The 19,296-nt window shown below is 41.6% G+C and carries 19 protein-coding genes; 3 read left to right on the plus strand and 16 right to left on the minus strand.

Annotation, left to right across the window (positions count from 1 at the left end; genetic code table 11):
* Window positions 1-5 precede the first annotated feature (5 nt).
* From G4O42_RS19260 to G4O42_RS19270, 3 genes are all read right to left on the minus strand, one after another.
* On the minus strand, window positions 6-626 hold the full coding sequence (locus tag G4O42_RS19260) for an NTP transferase domain-containing protein (protein WP_032875470.1): 621 nt from the start codon (window positions 624-626) through the stop codon (window positions 6-8).
* Window positions 623-1,639, minus strand: a complete 1,017-nt coding sequence (locus G4O42_RS19265; RefSeq protein ID WP_032875467.1) for an XdhC family protein — start codon at window positions 1,637-1,639, stop codon at window positions 623-625. Before G4O42_RS19265 ends, G4O42_RS19260 begins: the two co-directional genes overlap by 4 nt.
* Before the next feature lie 69 nt (window positions 1,640-1,708).
* Window positions 1,709-2,716 (minus strand): FUSC family protein, encoded by a 1,008-nt coding sequence (locus tag G4O42_RS19270; protein ID WP_032875464.1) that lies wholly within the window; start codon window positions 2,714-2,716, stop codon window positions 1,709-1,711.
* A 311-nt stretch (window positions 2,717-3,027) separates the two neighbouring features.
* Between G4O42_RS19270 and G4O42_RS19275 the strand changes: the two genes are divergently transcribed.
* A complete protein-coding gene (locus G4O42_RS19275) occupies window positions 3,028-3,582 on the plus strand; it encodes a hypothetical protein (RefSeq protein WP_032875461.1) in 555 nt (184 codons plus the stop codon).
* Between the two features lie 58 nt (window positions 3,583-3,640).
* Window positions 3,641-3,802 carry a hypothetical protein gene (locus G4O42_RS19280; protein WP_017418518.1) on the plus strand — a complete coding sequence of 54 codons (162 nt, stop codon included), beginning with the start codon at window positions 3,641-3,643 and terminating at the stop codon, window positions 3,800-3,802.
* Window positions 3,803-4,221: 419 nt separating this feature from the next.
* On the opposite strand, the gene G4O42_RS19285 is transcribed toward G4O42_RS19280, so the two are convergent.
* The 8 genes from G4O42_RS19285 to G4O42_RS19320 all read right to left on the minus strand — a co-directional run bounded on the left by G4O42_RS19285 (window position 4,222) and on the right by G4O42_RS19320 (window position 13,786).
* Window positions 4,222-7,314: a DEAD/DEAH box helicase gene (locus G4O42_RS19285; RefSeq protein ID WP_032876905.1), complete on the minus strand. Its 3,093-nt coding sequence runs from the start codon at window positions 7,312-7,314 to the stop codon at window positions 4,222-4,224.
* A gap of 345 nt (window positions 7,315-7,659) precedes the next feature.
* Window positions 7,660-9,036, minus strand: a complete 1,377-nt coding sequence (locus G4O42_RS19290) for an SIR2 family NAD-dependent protein deacylase (RefSeq protein WP_045555133.1) — start codon at window positions 9,034-9,036, stop codon at window positions 7,660-7,662.
* A 27-nt stretch (window positions 9,037-9,063) separates the two neighbouring features.
* Window positions 9,064-10,413 carry an SIR2 family protein gene (locus tag G4O42_RS19295; protein WP_032875458.1) on the minus strand — a complete coding sequence of 450 codons (1,350 nt, stop codon included), beginning with the start codon at window positions 10,411-10,413 and terminating at the stop codon, window positions 9,064-9,066.
* Between the two features lie 119 nt (window positions 10,414-10,532).
* Complete coding sequence (rlmH, locus tag G4O42_RS19300; RefSeq protein WP_025650077.1) at window positions 10,533-11,012, minus strand: 23S rRNA (pseudouridine(1915)-N(3))-methyltransferase RlmH; 480 nt, start codon at window positions 11,010-11,012, stop codon at window positions 10,533-10,535.
* A gap of 80 nt (window positions 11,013-11,092) precedes the next feature.
* Window positions 11,093-11,263: a CxxH/CxxC protein gene (locus G4O42_RS19305; RefSeq protein WP_004393147.1), complete on the minus strand. Its 171-nt coding sequence runs from the start codon at window positions 11,261-11,263 to the stop codon at window positions 11,093-11,095.
* A 94-nt stretch (window positions 11,264-11,357) separates the two neighbouring features.
* The gene (locus G4O42_RS19310) at window positions 11,358-11,573 is read right to left on the minus strand and encodes a hypothetical protein (protein WP_032875455.1); all 216 of its coding nucleotides are present in this window, start codon (window positions 11,571-11,573) and stop codon (window positions 11,358-11,360) included.
* Window positions 11,574-11,862: 289 nt separating this feature from the next.
* Window positions 11,863-13,026, minus strand: coding sequence for a hypothetical protein (locus G4O42_RS19315; RefSeq protein WP_032875452.1), 1,164 nt, complete (start codon window positions 13,024-13,026; stop codon window positions 11,863-11,865).
* Window positions 13,027-13,036: 10 nt separating this feature from the next.
* Window positions 13,037-13,786, minus strand: coding sequence for a YiiX/YebB-like N1pC/P60 family cysteine hydrolase (locus G4O42_RS19320; RefSeq protein ID WP_032876896.1), 750 nt, complete (start codon window positions 13,784-13,786; stop codon window positions 13,037-13,039).
* 181 nt (window positions 13,787-13,967) lie between these two features.
* Between G4O42_RS19320 and G4O42_RS19325 the strand changes: the two genes are divergently transcribed.
* Window positions 13,968-14,948, plus strand: coding sequence for an aldo/keto reductase (locus tag G4O42_RS19325; protein WP_032875449.1), 981 nt, complete (start codon window positions 13,968-13,970; stop codon window positions 14,946-14,948).
* A gap of 29 nt (window positions 14,949-14,977) precedes the next feature.
* Here G4O42_RS19325 and G4O42_RS19330 read toward each other — a convergent pair whose 3' ends face one another.
* From G4O42_RS19330 to G4O42_RS19345, 5 genes are all read right to left on the minus strand, one after another.
* Window positions 14,978-15,451 (minus strand): GNAT family N-acetyltransferase, encoded by a 474-nt coding sequence (locus tag G4O42_RS19330; protein WP_007614944.1) that lies wholly within the window; start codon window positions 15,449-15,451, stop codon window positions 14,978-14,980.
* Window positions 15,452-15,498: 47 nt separating this feature from the next.
* Complete coding sequence (locus G4O42_RS20135; protein WP_007407881.1) at window positions 15,499-15,633, minus strand: hypothetical protein; 135 nt, start codon at window positions 15,631-15,633, stop codon at window positions 15,499-15,501.
* Window positions 15,620-16,735, minus strand: a complete 1,116-nt coding sequence (locus tag G4O42_RS19335; protein WP_032875447.1) for a response regulator aspartate phosphatase — start codon at window positions 16,733-16,735, stop codon at window positions 15,620-15,622. Before G4O42_RS19335 ends, G4O42_RS20135 begins: the two co-directional genes overlap by 14 nt.
* A 131-nt stretch (window positions 16,736-16,866) precedes the next feature.
* Window positions 16,867-17,757: an arginase gene (gene rocF, locus G4O42_RS19340; RefSeq protein ID WP_007407883.1), complete on the minus strand. Its 891-nt coding sequence runs from the start codon at window positions 17,755-17,757 to the stop codon at window positions 16,867-16,869.
* A 73-nt stretch (window positions 17,758-17,830) separates the two neighbouring features.
* A complete protein-coding gene (locus G4O42_RS19345) occupies window positions 17,831-19,231 on the minus strand; it encodes an amino acid permease (RefSeq protein ID WP_012118885.1) in 1,401 nt (466 codons plus the stop codon).
* Window positions 19,232-19,296: the final 65 nt, after the last annotated feature.

The following is a 19,296-nucleotide window of genomic DNA, read 5'->3' on the forward strand; positions in this document are numbered from 1 at the left end:
CTCATTCACTCCCCGAATTTATTCAGCAGCAGCGTATAATCTTCAGCTGTATCGACGTCATAAAAAAGCAAAGGGTCTTGAAAGCTGATCATTTTTCCCGTATTGATCATACTTTCACGGATGACATGCCGGGCGCCCTGGTCTCCCTTTAACTGATGCAATACCGGAAAACATTGATTGGAGAATAAAATGGGGGGCATAGGAAGATGATGATTTTCAGCGGCGATAAATGAATAACGGCGCTCCTTTTGATAGGAATCAATTAACGTATTGATGATATCTGCGGTGACAAACGGCTGATCTGCAAGGAGAATGATAACGGCGTCAGCCTCGTACTCTGCCGCTTTTTTCACACCGCATTGTATAGAATGGCCTTGGCCTTTACCCGCTTGCTCACATTCTGCCTGACTCCACTTATTTGATATGGGATCTAAAAAGAAAACATCCGAAAGCCAATGCAGTGAATCTCCCTTTCTCGTAATAACGAAAATATGATCTAATTCAGATAACAAGGCATTTTTAAGTGCCATACTTCCCAGAGAGACGCCATTGAGAACTAAACTGCGCTTATCCGTCCCCATGCGTCTGCTTGTACCGGCTGCCAGGTAAATGGCTGCTGTTTTCATAAGCGAGACCTTTGTTTTCGCATTTTTTGAATCATCTCGCCGACAATACTTACAGCAATCTCCTCAGGGCCTTGTGCCCCGATGGGAAGTCCGATAGGGGAATGTATATCTTCCGGAATCTCAGCCCCGCCTAAAAGCCGCTCCGTACGCCTTCTGGGGCCTAATACGCCTTTATAAAATACATTCTTATTTTTAAATGTATGTAAAATGATCTGATCTTTTTGAAAGCTGTGCGTCATAATGACAACAAAATCCCTTTTTGTCATGCTCAGACCTTCCATGACTTCTTCCGGTGCTCCTGTAATCAAACGTCCGGCTTCAGGAAAATGGCCGTGATGACATAAAGCGGGGCGCCAGTCAATCACCGTCACATGAAAACCCGCACGAGCTGCCAACGAAACTAACGGCTTCGCATCTTCCCCTGCTCCGAAGACATATAAACAAGGTTTTGGCACCATCTGATGGATAAAAAATAAATCAGAGGTATGTTCATCCCTTTTGATTCCCTTTTCCGTCTGTCTCAGTTTTTGAATACGGCCTTGTTCCATAACATCCCCGGTTCCAAACACGCTGCCGTCTTCAGCTATATACAGATCTTCCTTCGGCTCTAACGTTTTAGTGAATCGTTTCATTCGGGTCACAGACTTTTTTTCATCTAAGCATGTCTTGACTGTTATCAGATTTCGTTCCAATTCCCCTTTTACAGGCTCAAGTAAAACCGTCAAAACACCATTACAGCCAACGCCCTGTCCCCAGGATAAATCGTCTTCCGAGCTCATATCAAAGCGGACAATCAACGGCTCTCCTGCAGTCCAGACCTGTTCCGACCGTTCAACGAGGTCTTCTTCCAGACAACCGGCGGATAACATTCCGACTCTTGTTTTATCCCCTAAAATCAGCATCGAAGCCCCTTCTTTCTTATAAGCGGACCCCTCTGTTTTAATGATGGTAGCCAGTACCTTAGCTTTTTTAGAATTGGCGATGACATCCAAAATCCGGTGTATATCATCCATTTCATGTCCCCCGCTTTTACCTGATCATATCTGCATCTGTATATCCGTATTCTTTTTTTCCGGAAAACATTACAAACGCTTCAGCAATTTCTTCGTTTCTAAAAAAAAAGAGTCTTTATAGACCTTATGACCGGGCGGCGGGTGCGACAGCATGTCGGAACGGAGAGATTCCAACAACACGCTCTGTTCCTTCTGTTTCCAGTTGCCTGTTTCACCCTGCTGTATTCCTTTAAAACCCGCAAAGTATTCACTTAACACTTGTAAATCATTCCCCAGCTCCCTTTTGTCACTGGCAGATAACTCCCCCTCTGTTTCCCATTCTTTTAACGTTTTCACTATATTTGATAGATACTCAAATCCGGCGTTCAACTTTTGCATCTCTATTTGATAGCTTGAAATGATGTGTTTTCTGACGGGGTTGAATTTTAAGCTGTCAGAGGCTGTTTGCAGCATCTCTTTTGCCGTATGCAGCTCCTGCAGAAGATTGTTCATTTTATATTCCATAAGGTTCCCTTTTCCTTGTCCCCACTCTGATTGAACCCATTTGGAAAGGTCTGAAAGTGTGCCGGAAAGCTGACGAGCCAATGTTTGAAAAGAGTCCGCTGCCTTTTTTGTGTAGTCCGGCGGAAAAAGGAACATGTGAACCAGAATGGCGATGATGACGCCGATCACCGTATCGATTATTCGGTCGAATGCATAATCTTTAGAGTTCCGTTCAAACGTAAAGACCAATAAAATGGTGAGCGCTACCTGATGCAGAACCGTTACATCTATTCGTAACCACTTTGCAATATAGGTCCCGCCTAACAGGAACAGCCCCAGCATCCAGCCATTCATTGGCAAGTGACTGACAAGATAGGACGTTAACATGATCCCAATCGCAGTTCCCGCAATACGATGAAAAGAAAAGCGAATCGACTGATCTATCGTTGGCTGCAAACATAAGATAACAGATAGCGGCGCTAAATACGGGTGATCAGAGCCCGCCAGTTTTGCCGCTTCCCAAGAAACCGCAGAGGCAATCGCCATCTTCCAAACCAAAGATGTTTTGTTTTGAATTTTTTCACCTTTCATCATACGCCCCCTCCTTTCAGAAACCTTTTCCACTAGGTTTCCGTGACGGAAAGGGATTTATACTGTTGTATGGAAAAAGCGAAAGAAGCTGTTGTCGCAATAAAGGTGCTTCTCTGGGCTCTTCTGGTTTCTTCCCTCCTTGATAACTTCGCATCAGATATGAACCCTGCTCTCCTATGACTTTCGAAGGGAAACATACAAACCTTGTTGGTTAATGTGATGAAATTGGGTGAATTTTTTATCATTTTATATGGTAAGGGTTTAAGAAGCAGAATGCCTTTGTTAGTATGGCAACCAAAGGAGGAGGATCAATTATGCAAAGCAAAATGAAGCTAACCGCAGTGAAACTGGCAGCCTTGGTATTCCTAGCAGGTGCCTTTGCCCTCCCGGTTTTACCCCATTCTGCGGCTGCCGCAGAATCCCAAGCTACATACAAAGTTGAAAACCTCAACGACAGTGAGCTGAAGATGACGTTCAATCATGCAGATGTTCATATTGACGCTAAAGGCAATGCAACCCTAAAAGACAACATAACGGGCGAGGAGCAGGCTCTTCCGAAAAGCTCTACTGACAAAAATGGTGAACCCGTTACACTGAAATATGAAAAAATTAAAAATGGCGTTTTAGTCAAAGTCATGAACAAAGACGCTGGAAAAACGAGCGGTTCAATCAGCACCCAATCAGTCGGGAAATGTATTTTAGGTACTGGCGGCGGTGCGGTAACTGGAGGCGGCACACTGGGTCTCGCAGGAGCTGCTGTAGGAACAGTCACAATACCCGGCATCGGAACAGTAGGAGCGGGTGCCGTTGGAGCAATTACCGGCGCTGTTGGCGGTGCAATGACAGGAGCTGCCGCATCTTGCTTTTAACCATGAAGAAAAAGGGGCCCGCGCCCCTTTCTCTTACTAACTATGGAAGGTGGTCGACATGTACAAAATCATCATTCCTTCAATACTAGCCATCTTCATTCTCTGGATACTCTTACAGATTTCCCTGGAGATAAACATCGTTAAGAATCCATTGAATTATTTTATTGTATTCATTGTCTTCTTTCTCTTTATAAAGATGGTGAAAGAGAAGCAACAGTAGGTTGCTTCTTTTACCATGTGTAGGAAATAAAAATGAATTCTATAAGCAGAAACCAGGCTATTATTCTCTATTGTACCTTGAGAGCAGGTAAAGGAAGCTTAGGTTTTGAACACTATGTTTGAGCGGAAGTTTAGTTTCAGCGAGAAAATAATCCTATTTAATCTTAAAATGAAGCTTAAACAGTAATACAGTAATGATCGGATTCAAGATTATTAAAAATGTATGTTTACCTTTATGATTTAAAGCGGTTCAACAATAGAGTTTATTCTATTCTTGGTTAGTATTAAAAATGATATTTCCATTACATTTTAATTTGGCAGATGACTACAATACGTTTCTCTGAACTTTTCTACATCACAATAAAAAGGATATTTTAAGGACTTAAGGCCAGTTACATTTCACTAGAATACTACCGCTGATTACCTGTTATAGTCTTCAATAATCGAAATCGTTTTATTTGCCACTTCACTCCCAAGTGAGGCATACAATTTCTTATCGCCAATAACATAAAATTCTTCTTTAGCTCGTGTAGCTGCAACATTCATCATATTTGGATCAGAAACAGCCCATCTTGCTGCCCCACTGCTATTAGTGTCCGCTCCAAGAACAAAATAGACAATTTTTGCTTCTTTTCCTTGAAAAGTATGGACAGTTCCAATATTTGTTGTTTTCCCATTTTCGTGTTTCGTAAAGTTAATTTCATCTAAAACTTGTGCAAGTTTATAAGCCACATTTCTAAATGGAGATATAACATAGATTTCTTCAGCTAAGTCTGGATTTTCCTGCAAACGCTTATCAATCAGACTTTTCAGTAAGTCAGCTTGTTCTTTAACAAATTTGTCATTTGCTTTTCCGGTTGAATCATACCATTGTGATTTTCCTTGTGACTCATCTTCTGATTTACCTTGTACCATCAACCCATCATACGAGATTTCATTTGAAATCGTAAACATCGGATAATTTGAACGTCTGTGCACCCAAAGTGGTATGCCAATCCATTCATCCTCATTTTTTTGAAAACCATACTGACTTGCGGCATCCACAATCGTTTGAGTAGAAGCATCAGCAGAGACAAATTTTTCATCAACTTTATAATATCTTCCAATCAATGTCAGGACATTTGAATCTAACGTCAATACTGGTTTTATTTGTGATGGGTCCCCAACCACCATAACCTTTTTACTTCTAAAAATTGCGCCAACACTTGCCTGCGGTAGTGCTTGACCTGCCTCATCTATGAATAGGTTACCTATTGAGTTTTCATTAAGGTTTTTAAACATCCTGCCAAAGCTGGCAAAGGTAGTACTGACAACAGGGATAGCGAAATTCAACCATTGCCATGATTCTGAAATTAACTGATATCCATTCTCTTTTCCAATGTATTCGGACTGTTTATTCCAAATAATTCTTGCCGCTCTCAAATTCTTTCTGTTTACATACAGGAATTGCTTTCTAACCTTTAAGGCTGAAATAAATAATTCTGATTGTAAAATACGAAAGCGCTTGGTAAACCATGGATTAGACTTTTGAAGTTCATCATATGATAGTGAGAAATCTAGTTCTTCTATTCCACTTTGAAATTTGAGTTTTTCCAATAACGCAATTTCTTGTTCCAATTTCTTAAAATCATTTTGTTGAGTAGTCATCCATTGTTCGAAATCAGCTTTTATGTCCTGAATTTGTTGCCGAGTATATTCGATTTTAACAGCATTTACCTTTAGTGCATTTTCGAATTTCATGCGCTCATTTAACAATTTAGTCTTTTGTTGAGAAAGATGATTTAAATAGGCATTCGTATTATTGAGATTTTTGAAATACAGCTCAACTTTTGATTTATTAAATATTTTCTGGAACCATAAAAAACTTGGCTTTTGTGAAGTAACTACATCATAATTTCGTTCAGCTTGAGCTTGTAAATCATTCAAATTTTTGATTTCAATGGAACAATCCGATAACTTTTTTTGGAGATTTACGCTTTCTTGTCCCAGCCTTTCAAGTTCACGCTGTGCTTCTTCCTCCTGTGAAATCAAATTTGCTCGTTTCTCTGTTACTTCTTGTTCAAAAGCAATGGTTTGCTCCTTATGCTTGGTTTTAAATTTTTGAAGAGAATACATTTTCTCGCTATATTCTTGAATTTTTTCTCTTTCAGTTTTTAATTCATCATAGAGACGTGAGAATTCTTGATATACACTTACATCTGTATTCGCTTCATAATTTTCTCCTAAATCCTTTTCAATTACTTCGATAGTTAAAAGTAACTTGTTAATGTTTGATGATGCTCCGCCTTCCAACGAAAATGTACCCCAATTATCCTCATTTAAAAGCTCACTTTTTATCTTGCGATTTTTTCCGAAACCTTCACCGGTTAATTTAGAATTAGAAATATCTTTAAAATAATTCGCTTCCTCTAGTTGCTTTTGAAAATCATCAGCAATCTTCTCTTTCTTTGGTAGCTCCTTAACAATGTTTTGGACTGCCCCATTGTTTGAACTTGCTACAATAATATTCTTATCTGAAATGGAATGCGGTAAAACACCAAGTTTAGCACTCTGCCAATAAACTAGACTACCTTGAATATTTTTATCAGACAGCTGTGAGATTTCCGCTGCCTGTTGCACTACTAAATCAGCGAAAATATCTTTTAACAGTGTTGTTTTCCCTGTTCCTGGCGGTCCATTGACACTACGAATATCATTTTCATCATGTAAAGCAAGATTTACCGCAACCTGTTGCATGAATGAAAGCGCAAAATCAGGATTACTTGGGAAACGTCCCGACGGATAAAATTTAGGTTGCAAAATCATCTCGAAAATATGTGAATTAAAATGAGTTGATTCTTTTTTACCATCTAAATTTTTTCTGTATCCAGAAAAGCCATTAAAATATCTATCCAAATTTTTATTAGTGATTGTCTTTGCTTTGTTCAGATCTCCAACAAAGAACGAATGTAGATTCACATCTCCATTATCCAAGTTTTTCACAAATGCATAGCGGAAATTTTCTGTATTAACATTATAATTTTGTAAGAGTTCAGAAATTGCGGTATTAAAATCCTCATCAAATTTCCTGTTCAAGTCTTCTCTAAATGAGTTTTCAACTTTTAAAATATCTTTCGGTAAATCGCCATGTCGGCGGATATAACCGCTCATCGTATAGAACAATTTTTCTGCTATAAAATTTAACTGGTTATCAAAATATACAGAGAAGGTGAATTTGTCAGAGTTACTAACTTCTTCGTAGTTCTTAGCGATCTTATATTTCTCCCTCAATATGTCAACAATCTCTTGAAAATTGAATATATCAAAATATAATACTAATCCCGACTTCTTAAAGATCTTATCTGATACCTTTTGCTGTTCTTTTTGTTTACTTAAAAAGTCTAAAAAAAACTTATTCCAGTCCTTCTCCACCGTATGTAAAGGCTTTAGCGCTTTATCTTTTTTATTAATAGAACCTTCTGATAGTTGCTCTATCGTAATCCAAGCACTTAATATGTCTTTCCTTCCGTTCATACTATCCCCCATCATCATCCATATATAGAAAACTTGAATTATAAGTTGCATTTGTGTATTTCATTTTAAAAATGCAGAGTTTTTCATGGACAAAATTAGATTTCAACTAGAAGTCTTTCGAACAAGTGGTACTGTTTGGATTTAATGAGGCTGATCCATTTCATCAACTTTATATCATTAATTTTACATTTTTCGAGAATTTTCATCACTTTCTTTAACATAGTAGACATTATAATTTCTACCTAAACAAATATCCTTTTAGATTAGTTTGTAATCAAAAGGATATTTGTCTTATAAAACTTCGCTCACTTCTGTTAAAGTTTTCCGTGATGTATCTAAATGAGGTTATCTATCATCTTCTGCAACAAGTTCCTTTAATTGTCGATTTAGGTTAGTAAGAATATGTTGCTTAGAATAATGATACAATTGATGTATCATTTCTTGAGGAACATCTTTCTTTCTGATGTGCCATGATTCTGTGGCCGACCAACTATGTCCGTATAACATCCTAGATATACTTGAACTTACATAGTTTAGAACCCTATCTAACGATTGTGCAGTTAGCTGAAATAGCCTTGGTGACATTTTTCTGTAATCATAATTAACTACAATGTCTAAAATTATAGTTAAATATTTATCATACATTTTAAATGCTCCATTTTCAGAAGTTTTTTCCCAAACCTTACTTATACAAACTGTGAGGAACTGTATATATGGAGAAATCATATGGTGTTCAAATCTTGATAAAACATCAATTAATTTTAATCTGACCTCCCTATTGTCTATAAAGGATTGTACGAACTCTTCATTCCCTCCTTTTAACTTACCTATCAGCTTATTTAATTGAGCTAATTTATTATCATAATCTTCTTGTTTTGCAACAATAAAGACAATCAACTCATTTAAAAACTTTTCTAAGTCACTTATTTCAATGATTACATTTCCATTTTCATCTCTGTAGGCTTCCTCTTTTGGTGAGGATGTCCAAAGAGCTTGTATGATTTCATAAGGGTATTCGTTTTCTTCTGTGTAAATATTTTTAGACCAATCAACTGCTGACAAAACATTTACATCCCCTAACCCATAACCCAGAATTAAGGTAGTAGATTCTCTTATCGTCATTGCTAATTTAGCCTGCCTATATTCATTGGGTCTAAAAAGCGGTATATAATCTTCCTGAGTAATAATAATTGATTCAGAATCTAATCTAGTTCCATGTAGATGATAAATGGGAACAATACTTTTAGGAGCAGATAAATAATTCATCGGACTAAGACTCTTACTCTTCCCCGTAAGAATAGTTTCAAGAACTAAATCGTAGTTTGTGGTAACTATCCATGAAGGGCTTAAGATATCAAAGATTTCTCTAAACTCTAAGGTCCTTTCTTCACTCGGAAGCCAGTTAGATAAATTACAAATTTCTTTTTTAAATATACGTTTAGCTTCAACATAATCGATACTTCGCTTAATCGCTAACCTTTTACAAATCAAAGTTGCTAACTCAGGTAATGAAACACCAATTAATTCTTCATCGTTCGGGAATTCTATCTCAAATTCTCCACTTGCTTCTTTAATTAATTCAAACCAACCTAAAGCTGGTGGAAAATCATCACCAATAGCAGCCTTAGAAAACCCCGCTCCAATGAACATCCCTAAATTTCCATAGTTAAATGCATTAAATAGTTTCTCAAAAACTATCTCTCTTGGTATAACTTCACTCACTTTAAAAAGCCTCCATATAAAAATTTTTTATAAAAAGGGTGTGTGATGAAATACAGTATCTCCGTTTTTATTATCAATTTTATTGGCAATATTCAAAGCATATTTATAAGATTCAGGATGTATAATTTCTGAATTTACTATAATTTCTAGAAACTCTTCAAAATCAAAAATATCCTCCTCATGACCAAACACATAATAACAAGGTAGGCAATCCAATTCTTCGTTATACAAGAAGTATATTAATCCAGTGATATAACCATCAATATAAGCCACATCATGATAAACACCTTTATTATATTTTTGTTGTTTTATATTTTCATAGTTATTTATTATTATCCTTACTTGTTGAGGGTTTGAATAATCACCTGTCTTCCTCATTGCTAAAATTCTTTCAAACGAGTGAATAAGACCATCTTGATAACATAAGGTTAAAATTACTTGAGGATTTTCTTTTATGTTAAATGAAGATGAAATTCTAGTATGTTCCTCTTGGACCAACTCTAAAACATCATATATATCTTCAAAGTTTTCATCAGGTACTATTAAATTCAAATGTATTAAATGTTCTTTTAATACCTTTATGAAAAATGTTGCATCTGTTATAACAGGTGTAATATTTATATTGCTAAATTTTTCTTCAGCTTTTTTATCTAAGGTAACTATATATGCATGTGGAAGAAAATCCTTCATTTCTTCTATTAAAGAGTAATGAATCTTATTAAAATCCTCGTCTCCAAATGAATAACCTATAAAGACAACACATTTTGTAGCAAGCATAGTCTTTAACGAGCTTCCAATAATTCCACTATTTAAAGATTGATAGCATTTATCATAATCTTCCTTAGTCGCTATAACTGTCCCATAGTTATTTATTGAACCATGGATTTTCAAAACCTTTCTTCCTGGATTATTCCAAAATGCAAAATCTTGAACTGTAACAATAGGTACAGCTCCACATTTTCTTTCAAACAAGTCGTCCCAATTCGTAGTAATTATTTCTGTAATTTGATGTATTGTTGAAAGCTCATTATGGAATTTCGAAGCTCTTCTTTCTAGTTCTGGGAAAGAACCTACATAATCAAGTCTATCTTTAATTTTTCTTAGGAGCTTTGCACGTCCATTTGGTTGCTTACAAAATTGACTCATTAATTCAGAAAATGACAAATTTGCACCTTTGTCTAAATTTAATAAATCTTTTATTTCCTCATATAGTGTATAGTTATACACACTTCTGGATTCAGTACTTACTCCTGCTCCTGCAAAAATTACTAGATTTCGATTTTGAACTGCTTCAATAATATCTCTGGGAAGAATAAATTCATGATTATTTTTACAAACTTCACACTCACAGTTTTTACTTTCTAAAGATTGTGCCATTGATATACTTCAACTCCCCTCATATTATTTCATTACATTTATGGGTATGTATGTTTTTTATCATAACTCCACTTTCCATTAATACCTATAATAAAAAAGGAATCTTTTAAAAACCCCACTCACTTATGATAAGGCTCCCCACGATTAATCCGAAAAGCCCGATAAACCTGCTCCACTAAAATCAGACGCATGAGCTGATGAGGAAACGTCATTTTTGAGAATGACAGTTTGTCGTCTGCGCGCTTCATGACGGCGTCGCTTAGGCCGAGTGAGCCGCCGATGACGAAGGTGATTTTGCTTTTTCCATATGTCGCCAGCTTATCTATTGTATCGGCCAGTTCTTCGGATGTTTTCATTTTTCCTTCGATGGCGAGGGCGATGACGTGGGTGTCCGGGCTGATTTTGGCCAGGATGCGTTCGCCTTCTTTGTCTTTGACGATTTTCATGTCTTGGTCGCTCAGGTTTTCCGGAGCTTTTTCGTCCGGGAGTTCGATGATGTCGATTTTTGCGTAGGCTGAGAGTCGTTTTTTGTATTCTTCAATGCCTTGCTTGAGGTATTTTTCTTTTAGTTTTCCGATGGTCACAATATTGATATTCACAGGTCATCCCCACTTTAGAAACAAGTTATTCATATATATTGTCCACAATTGTGGATATCTTTTCTGTATTTTGTGTAGGATCATTCGTTCCCTACTAGATATGTTGCAGTGTCCCCACATAATTCACAGGCTGTGGATAAACTGTTAGTATGTTCGATTTTTCTGATTTCGGGCGGAAGCTCATGATCATCTATGTACATGTCCAGCACGGTTTCGATATGTTCTTCACAAGAATAATAAGCGGTTTTCATAGTTACGTCCTCCGGTTTTCTTTTGCGCGCGGCAATTGTTCTCTTTTCAATATAACCTATTTATACACATGTTAGTAGTGCTTCGGGCTGAGTTTTATCCACAATTCGGCAAATCACGCGCAAAAAGAGCCGGTGTTTTCAGCATCCGGCTCTTTACGTGTTTTCTCTTTTTTCTAAGCGAAGGACGAACAGAATTCCTAATAGATACGCCAGCAGTGTAGAGCATACATCTATCCAGTCCAGCCTTCCGCCGTTTAAAAAAGAGTTGGTTATTACGGGTGACGGTCACCGCGGCAAGCTTTTTCTTCATCGGCTCCCTCCTAAATTCCTCTATCTCTATGTTCGGTCGGCTTTTCTCTTGTTATATTGCCTTATCATGAGGGTCACAACGATATATACAATCATAATCAATGCCCCGTTACTCACCTCAGGGTATCCAATCAACATATTCATTATGACAAAAACAATGGTTATACAAATGACGGACAACAATAAGAAGATACTGAATGATTTCAAATGAACCCCTTCTTTCTTGCAGTAACGTTTCATTATAAAAAGCTTACCAAAAGCGGCAAGCTCTTCCGAAATGTTTATACTCTTCAAAACCCACCCATCACCTGCACATCGTACAGCTTAAGATGGCTTTTCGGCGTGACGATGTCTTGCAGGTTTGGAATGGCCAGATCGTTCAGCTTTTTGCCCGTTTTCAGGTCGAAGGATTCGATTTTGGCGGGCTTTTTGTAGCTGTATGTGAACAGATACAGCTTTCCGTTTTGATGGGTCAGCTCCTTGAAGTCGGCTTTCATTCGTGATGCGGGGAGGATGAAGGCCTTTTTGCTTTTTCCGGTCTCAGGGTTGATGCGGTAGACGGTTCCGAAGCCGTCAACGAAATAGAAGCTGCGCTGCTCCATGAAAAAGCTTTTTTTGAAGCTGAACGGCATGGAGTCATAGATCGTCTGTTCGTCATTTTTATAAGTGGCGATGTCATATGTTTTGATAGCGCCGCTGTGTTTCATGACTTTCACCATTTGATAGATGTGATCGGCTTTTTCCCCTCTGGTGACAAAGCAGATGGCGCTGTCGTCCGCGGCGAGCTGGGATTCGACAGACGTGCCTTCTTTATACGTCCATGTCGCGATTGATGTTGTATGGAGCTTCTCTTTATCGGCCTGAATGTCTTGGATGTGATAGCCTTTTTCGTCATCTGTCGGCGTGAGCGCGAAAAGATGATCTTTAAAAAAGCCTGAAGCGCGGATGTAGTGCGGAATGACGTCTTGCTTCCACCTGCCGTCAATCTGGCGGTACAGCTCTGAGCGATAGCTGCCGCCGCTCTTGTCGTAGCCCGAATTATACAGCGTGTAAAAGCCTTTCGCCCGCTCGATATATCCCGCGCTGTCTCCCGTATGCTGGTACGCTCTTTTATACGTGTGAAGGCCGCCCTGAACGGTGTAGATTCCTTTTTTGTCCTCCAGCAGCACGCTTTCGTCATGCACTTTGGCCGATCCGAGCTCAAGCCCCTTCATTTGATAAGAAGAGAGCCGCCCTTTTTCATCGGCGAAGAGGGCGTAGCTTTTTCCGCCGCCGAACGTGTCTTGGTCAGCGGCAGTGGAGAAATACAGCAGCGCCTCTTTATCTTTCAGAAAATCAGGGTCATTTAATGTGTTTCTCGCGACCTCCGCAGGATCTTCCGTGCGAAAATAGAAGAAGCATAAGACCGCTGCGGCGGCGATGATCACTAAGGGTATCCAGATGATTTTTTTCACGTTATTCTCCTTAGTGAATGGTCAGAATCGTGGTTGTGTAGGACGAGCTTGTGATGTCGCGCGGATATACGCCTAAGCCGCCGTTAGAGTCGATATCAATCCCGGCTTTTAAAAGGAATGCCGACCACAGCAGTTTTGAGCAGTTTTTGGCGCCTTCATGGCCCGTATTTCTGTTATTGACGAAGTTGAAGGAGTACTCATCACCCACTCTTGATACGGCCCAGTCAGCGGCGGCTTGTTTTTGGGCATCAGTGACTTTCACGGTCTGAACGATTGAATTGTCTTCGACTTCTCTGCCGTTATAAGCAATCTGGCGGACGCCGTCTCCCGGCACGGATTCAACAATTTTATCAGCGGATGAATACATGCCGACATGCCCGTGGTTGTAATAAGCCGTGTATGAGTTCGTGTAATAAATATTGCCTTTTGTGCTTTTCGGAAGTTTTTTTGTGCCTGATGATCCGCCCATTGTAGAGAGCCCTTCTTTGGAAGCGATTACATTTCCTTGCACCTTGTCTGCCGTGATTTCTTGATGAAACTGCTTGAGAATTGCTTCTGTTGAAACGTGCTTCTGTTTGGCAAGCTCTTTGGCGGATTGGAGAACGTCTTGAGGAGTCGTGCCCTGCTGAAGGTCTGCGATTTCTTTTGCGTAGCGGGCTGCTTCTGTTTCTTTCGCTTTTACATTCATACCGGAGAACGACAGAACCATGGTGAATGACAGGGCAAACGGGAGAACGGCTTTGAACAGCTTTTTACACATTGACTTCGCCTCTTTTCTTTGAGTATAATTTTTCCACATTTTCATTATATGACGAAATTGTGATGAAAAAATATATAATTTACAGATTTTTAAAAATTTTATAACAATATGTAAATCATATGCATAAATCATTTTCAAATATCAGGAAATCCGGTTATCATACAAGAAAGGGGGAGGACATATGAAGGACAGAACGATCGGTTCGATGCGGGTTTCCGCAATGGGGTTAGGGTGCATGGGCATGTCGGAATACTATGGCAGCCAGAGTGAGGAAGAGTCGATTTCCACACTGCATCATGCCGTTCATCTCGGCGTGAATGTGTTTGATACGGCTGATCAATACGGATTGGGTGCGAATGAAGAACTTGTCGGCAGAGCGCTCGCCCCATTCAGAAAGGAGCTGTGCCTCGCGACGAAATTCGGTTATGTCCGAAGTAAAAAGGGTGAGTTTATCGAAATTAACGGACGGCCCGATTATGTGAAAAAAGCGTGTGACGCCAGTCTGAAACGCCTTGGGACGGATTATATCGACCTTTATTATCTGCACCGGGTTGATCCGCGGGTGCCGATTGAAGAAACCGTCGGCGCCATGAAGGAGCTGATAGACGAAGGAAAGGTGAGATTTATCGGATTGTCAGAGGCTTCCGCAGAAACGATCAGGCGCGCCGTCCGCATTCATCCGATTGCCGCGCTTCAATCGGAATATTCTTTATGGAGCAGGGAAGCGGAGGAGCATGTGCTGCCCGCCTGCCGTGAGCTCGGCATCTCATTTGTGCCTTACAGTCCGCTCGGCAGAGGTTTTCTTTCCGGAAAGATGACGTCGACCGAGCAGCTGGATGCCGATGATTACAGAAGAAGAACGCCGAGATTCCAGGGAGACAATTTGGCGGTGAATATAGGGCTCGTCCAAAAACTTACCGCCATTGCCCGGGAAATGAATATCACCGCGCCTCAGCTTGCGCTCGCATGGGTTCTCGCAAACGGCGATGATCTCATTCCGATCCCGGGAACAAAAAAGAAACACTACTTGGAAGAGAACCTCGCCGCTCTCGACATTGTGCTTCCCGAGGATGTGAAGGCACGATTGGATGAGATGTTTCCGATCGGCACCGCGGCCGGCGAGCGTTATCCGGAACACATGATGACATTGTTAGATGAATAACAAAAGAGGCCCAGCGTGCGGGCCCCTTTTCACGACAGCTTTTTGCTCATGATGACATCCGTCTCCAGAAATCCCGTCTTCTCATACAGCTTCCGCGCCGTTTCGTTATGAGCGAACACATGGAGAGAAATCTTGCGGACACCCAGGTCTTTGGCTTTGTCCTCCAGCCTTGCGAGTGCCTCTTTTGCATAGCCTTTGCCGCGGAAAGGCGGATGAAGGCCGAAATCATAAATAAACGCGTCCTGCTGCGGGTGGTCCGGATCGGCGTGCAGCCACAGCCAGCCGGCATTTTCCTTTCCGTCCAATGTCAGCGTCCATAAATAGTGATCGGCCGTCTCCAAGCCGTCAGGAAGCAGGTCTTCAAACGCCAGCTTCGCTAACTCCGGCGCTTCGTCAGGCAGCCACGTTCCCGCTTTTACCTTTTCTTCAGCGTAATGCTTGGTTGAATGGGCGAGATAGGACTGAAATTCTTGTCCTGTCATCGGCTGCAGCGTGATAGCCATTGAATCACTCCTTACAAAACACGGATTGAAAGCGGTATCATGAAGTATTATCCGAAGGCTCCGTTTTCCGCCGGTTTTATGATTTGTTCGGCTTGTGCCGTTGAACCAGTTTGCGCAAATAATCCAATCGAAATGAGACTTGCCAAGGCTGCTGAGAGTACAATGAATTTACATGTTTTCATTACGAATCCCCTCCGTTAATCTCAAAATTTGGTCATTGGCATCAATTGATTCCTGAAAATACTTCGCCGCCAGTTTGTAATTCTCCTGTTTTTTAAAATGCGCCGCGGCCTGATACGACAAATCGGAAACGTCACTCCACAGCTCTTTCCTTCTTAACTCGGCGAAAGCTGATTCAAGCGCTTCTTCATTGCGGTCAATAAAGACATGCTGTAAGATGCGCAGCTTTTGGGTGTATACGGGCTCGTTTTTTTCTTCAGCGGCATTCAGCGCTTTATGCAGCCAAAACCGGCCCTCATCCATCTGTTCCTGTTTCAATAACACTCTGGCCAGCATGTACAGACTCCGCACCGAATATGCTGATTGCAAATGCTCCTTTTGATCGAGAGCCGTTTCAAACTCGACCCGCGCCTCCTCAAGCTTTTCCTGTCTTTCATAGCAAATGCCTGCGTTAAAGTGGGCGAGCGCCTCAATATGCGGATCGCCCGCTTTGGCGGCTTGATGAACCGCCGTCTGCAGGAGCTCTTCGGCTTTCTGGTAGTGAAACAAGTCCATTCTGTTACAGCCGATCACCATTAAACACTGTGCTTCTCTGACCGCGTACATTTCATTGGCTTTGTAGATCTCCAACGCTTTTTCCGCATGGTTCATCGCAAAGTAGTTTTGGCGGATTTCATAGTAGGCAATCGCCACTTGATAATTAAACTCGGCTCTTTCAATCTCATTCGGTATGTGCCGAAGCCTGCTTTCAGCAATCCGGTAAAAATTAATGGCGTTCATAAACCGTTTACGGTAAAACTCGTGCATTCCGGAAAAGAAATAATAATAGTATTGAATCATCTGGTCTGTTTTTTCTTTATCGGCGTTCAGCTGGATCGTTTTTAAAATGCCGTCTGTTTTCTCATACTCTTCCATCAAAAGCTTATAGCGGGAATCAATTAAATTAAAATAAAGGAGCACCGTTTGATTTTGTGTCATATTTTGCAGATCCGTAAGCAGTTGTTCTCTTAACGCCTCAGCCGATTCAGTGTTGTGCTTTTTGATTTCCTCATACCAGTCACTGATTTTTTTCGCAACTGTTTCGTGGGCCATCACTTCAGCCATCTGTCAGGACACCTCCCTTTCCCATTTTGTGTAATAAATATATCATATTTACAGGTCTAAAAAGAGGGTGACAGCCCGCTAGTTTCCTCGTGGCAACAAAAAAAACCCCCGCAAGTGCGGAGGCGTATATTTTATAATAGTTTTTTTCCCAACAAAGATTCCACCAGCTCGACCGCTGTTTTGCCGGTTTTGTTTTTGTGATCGAGGATCGGGTTGACTTCGACAAATTCAGCTGAAGTGATGATGTCGGCATCATACAGCATTTCCATTGCCAAGTGGCTTTCACGGTAGCTGATGCCGCCGACGACAGGCGTGCCTACGCCGGGCGCGTCGCTCGGATCAAGGCCGTCGAGGTCAAGGCTGAGGTGAACGCCGTCACAGTCTGACAAGTAGTCAATCGTCTCTTCAATGACCTTTGTCATGCCGAGGCGGTCAATCTCATGCATCGTATAGACCTTCATGCCTGTTTCCTTAATGTATTCACGCTCGCCTTCATCAAGCGATCTCGCGCCGATGATGACGACGTTCTCCGGCTTGATTTTCGGAGCATACCCGCCCAGGTTCACCAGCGTGTCGTGCCCGACGCCAAGGCTGACGGCCAGCGGCATTCCGTGAATATTGCCTGACGGCGATGTTTCCAGGGTGTTTAAGTCGCCATGCGCGTCGTACCAGATGACGCCGAGCTGTTTATAGTGCTTTGCCGTTCCTGTCAGCGTTCCGATCGCGATGCTGTGATCGCCGCCCAGGACGAGAGGGAACCGCTCATTCTCAATGACGCTGTCCACCTTTTGGGCGAGCTGCTCGTTCCCCGAGAGCACAGAGTTCAAATTTTTCAGCTCTTCATCATTTTTGAGTTTTTCACGATTGACGGGGATGTCGCCTAAGTCTTCCACCGCATACCCCATGTCAGATAACCGTTCAATGAGATGCGCGTAGCGGATGGCGCTCGGGCCCATGTCCACTCCGCGTCGTGCTTGTCCTAAATCCATCGGCATTCCAATAACTGAGATATTCTTGTTCATCCGTTTTTCCACCTCAACATGTTGTATGTTGTCCTGTGCGGGTTTCTCAAAGATGACTTGGACACGAAAAGATTTAAAGCTCTATCTGTTTTTCTGACTGCTTATGCTTTTTTACATACAGATGATAAACGATAACGCACACCGCCATGAACGGGATGCCGCAATAAAGGGCGAGCCGCTGTTCTGAATCAAATGCGAGACTGATCAGAACAACCGTATTTAACGTCAGCCCGATAATAGGCAGCACCGGGTACAGCGGTGTTTTAAACTTCAGGTCTTCCACTTTGCCGCCTTCGCGGATGTATTTCCGTCTGAACATCAGCTGCGACAGGGAAATCGTAATCCAGCCGACCTGCGCGCTTAGTCCGGCTAATGATAAGAGAAACATATAAACGACTTCCGGCGCTGCCACCTTAGACAGCAGGGACAGGCAGGCGACGGCCAGCGTCACGATCAGAGCGTTCATCGGCACGCCGCGTTTATTTATTTTGCCGAGCGATTTAAAGGCTTGTCCTTCGTTCGCCATGGCATATAGGATACGCGTCGATGCAAACAGGCCTGAGTTGGCCACTGAGAGCAGCGCAATTAAGATAACAAAGTTCATAATATCGGCCGCATATGGAATACCGATTTGTTCAAACACCACGACAAACGGGCTTTCGACCACTCCCGCCTGCTTCCACGGAATCATCCCGGCAATGACGATGATGGAGAGAACGAAAAAGACAAGCGTTCTCCATACCGTCTGCCGGATAGAGCGCGGAATCGTTTTCTCGGGATTTTCACTTTCTCCCGCGGCAACCCCGATCAGCTCCGTTCCCTGGAACGCGAAGTTTACGGTAATCATCGTAATAAGCATAGCCTTAATGCCGTTCGGAAACAATCCATCCTCATAAAAATGAGAGAAGAAAGGAGCCTGCTCGCCGTGTTTCATGTCAATCAGGCCGAACATGGCGGCGCCGCCCAAAATAATAAACAGCAGAATGACTAAAATTTTAATACCGGAAAACCAAAATTCCGACTCAGCGAACGCTTTTGTGGTAATGGCGTTCAAAAGAAACATCAGTCCGACAAACACGAGGCACCATACCCATACGGGAACATGCGGAAACCAGCGGAGCATCAATTGTCCCGCAGATAAAAACTCAATGGCGCATGTTACCGCCCAGCCGAGCCAGTACAGCCAGCCGAATGCGAAACCGAAAGCGGGGCTGATGAATTTGGTTGCGTACGTCTGAAACGACCCTGATACAGGAAGGGCAACCGCAAGCTCGCCTAAGCAGAGCATTGTCAAAAACATAATAAAACCGCCGACCAGATAAGACAGAACCGCGCCCAGCGGTCCCGCCTGGTTAATTGTAAATCCGGTACTCAGGAAAAACCCGGTGCCGATCACTCCGCCCAAAGAAATCATAAACAAATGGCGTGATTTCATTGTGCGCTGAAGCTGATTCTCTTTTTGATTTGTATTCACTATTCTGCACCCCTTCAGCAACTTGTATTGGAACCAAGCCGGTGCTTTGAAACCGATTTGCTGTC

Source organism: Bacillus sp. LUNF1 (assembly GCF_011008975.1).
Classification (GTDB): Bacteria; Bacillota; Bacilli; order Bacillales; family Bacillaceae; genus Bacillus; species Bacillus velezensis.

Excerpts from the sequence above, each read along its gene's own strand:
- rocF (WP_007407883.1), bottom strand. The coding sequence starts at position 17,757 with ATGAACAAGAATATCTCAGTTATTGGAATGCCGATGGATTTAGGACAA.
- G4O42_RS19320 (WP_032876896.1), bottom strand. The coding sequence starts at position 13,786 with ATGTGTAAAAAGCTGTTCAAAGCCGTTCTCCCGTTTGCCCTGTCATTC.
- G4O42_RS19265 (WP_032875467.1), bottom strand. The coding sequence starts at position 1,639 with ATGGATGATATACACCGGATTTTGGATGTCATCGCCAATTCTAAAAAA.
- G4O42_RS19270 (WP_032875464.1), bottom strand. The coding sequence starts at position 2,716 with ATGATGAAAGGTGAAAAAATTCAAAACAAAACATCTTTGGTTTGGAAG.
- G4O42_RS19275 (WP_032875461.1), top strand. The coding sequence starts at position 3,028 with ATGCAAAGCAAAATGAAGCTAACCGCAGTGAAACTGGCAGCCTTGGTA.
- G4O42_RS19305 (WP_004393147.1), bottom strand. The coding sequence starts at position 11,263 with ATGAAAACCGCTTATTATTCTTGTGAAGAACATATCGAAACCGTGCTG.
- G4O42_RS19310 (WP_032875455.1), bottom strand. The coding sequence starts at position 11,573 with ATGAAGAAAAAGCTTGCCGCGGTGACCGTCACCCGTAATAACCAACTC.
- G4O42_RS19280 (WP_017418518.1), top strand. The coding sequence starts at position 3,641 with ATGTACAAAATCATCATTCCTTCAATACTAGCCATCTTCATTCTCTGG.
- G4O42_RS19260 (WP_032875470.1), bottom strand. The coding sequence starts at position 626 with ATGAAAACAGCAGCCATTTACCTGGCAGCCGGTACAAGCAGACGCATG.
- G4O42_RS19325 (WP_032875449.1), top strand. The coding sequence starts at position 13,968 with ATGAAGGACAGAACGATCGGTTCGATGCGGGTTTCCGCAATGGGGTTA.
- G4O42_RS19335 (WP_032875447.1), bottom strand. The coding sequence starts at position 16,735 with ATGGCTGAAGTGATGGCCCACGAAACAGTTGCGAAAAAAATCAGTGAC.
- G4O42_RS19295 (WP_032875458.1), bottom strand. The coding sequence starts at position 10,413 with ATGGCACAATCTTTAGAAAGTAAAAACTGTGAGTGTGAAGTTTGTAAA.
- G4O42_RS19285 (WP_032876905.1), bottom strand. The coding sequence starts at position 7,314 with ATGAACGGAAGGAAAGACATATTAAGTGCTTGGATTACGATAGAGCAA.
- G4O42_RS20135 (WP_007407881.1), bottom strand. The coding sequence starts at position 15,633 with ATGAAAACATGTAAATTCATTGTACTCTCAGCAGCCTTGGCAAGTCTC.
- G4O42_RS19330 (WP_007614944.1), bottom strand. The coding sequence starts at position 15,451 with ATGGCTATCACGCTGCAGCCGATGACAGGACAAGAATTTCAGTCCTAT.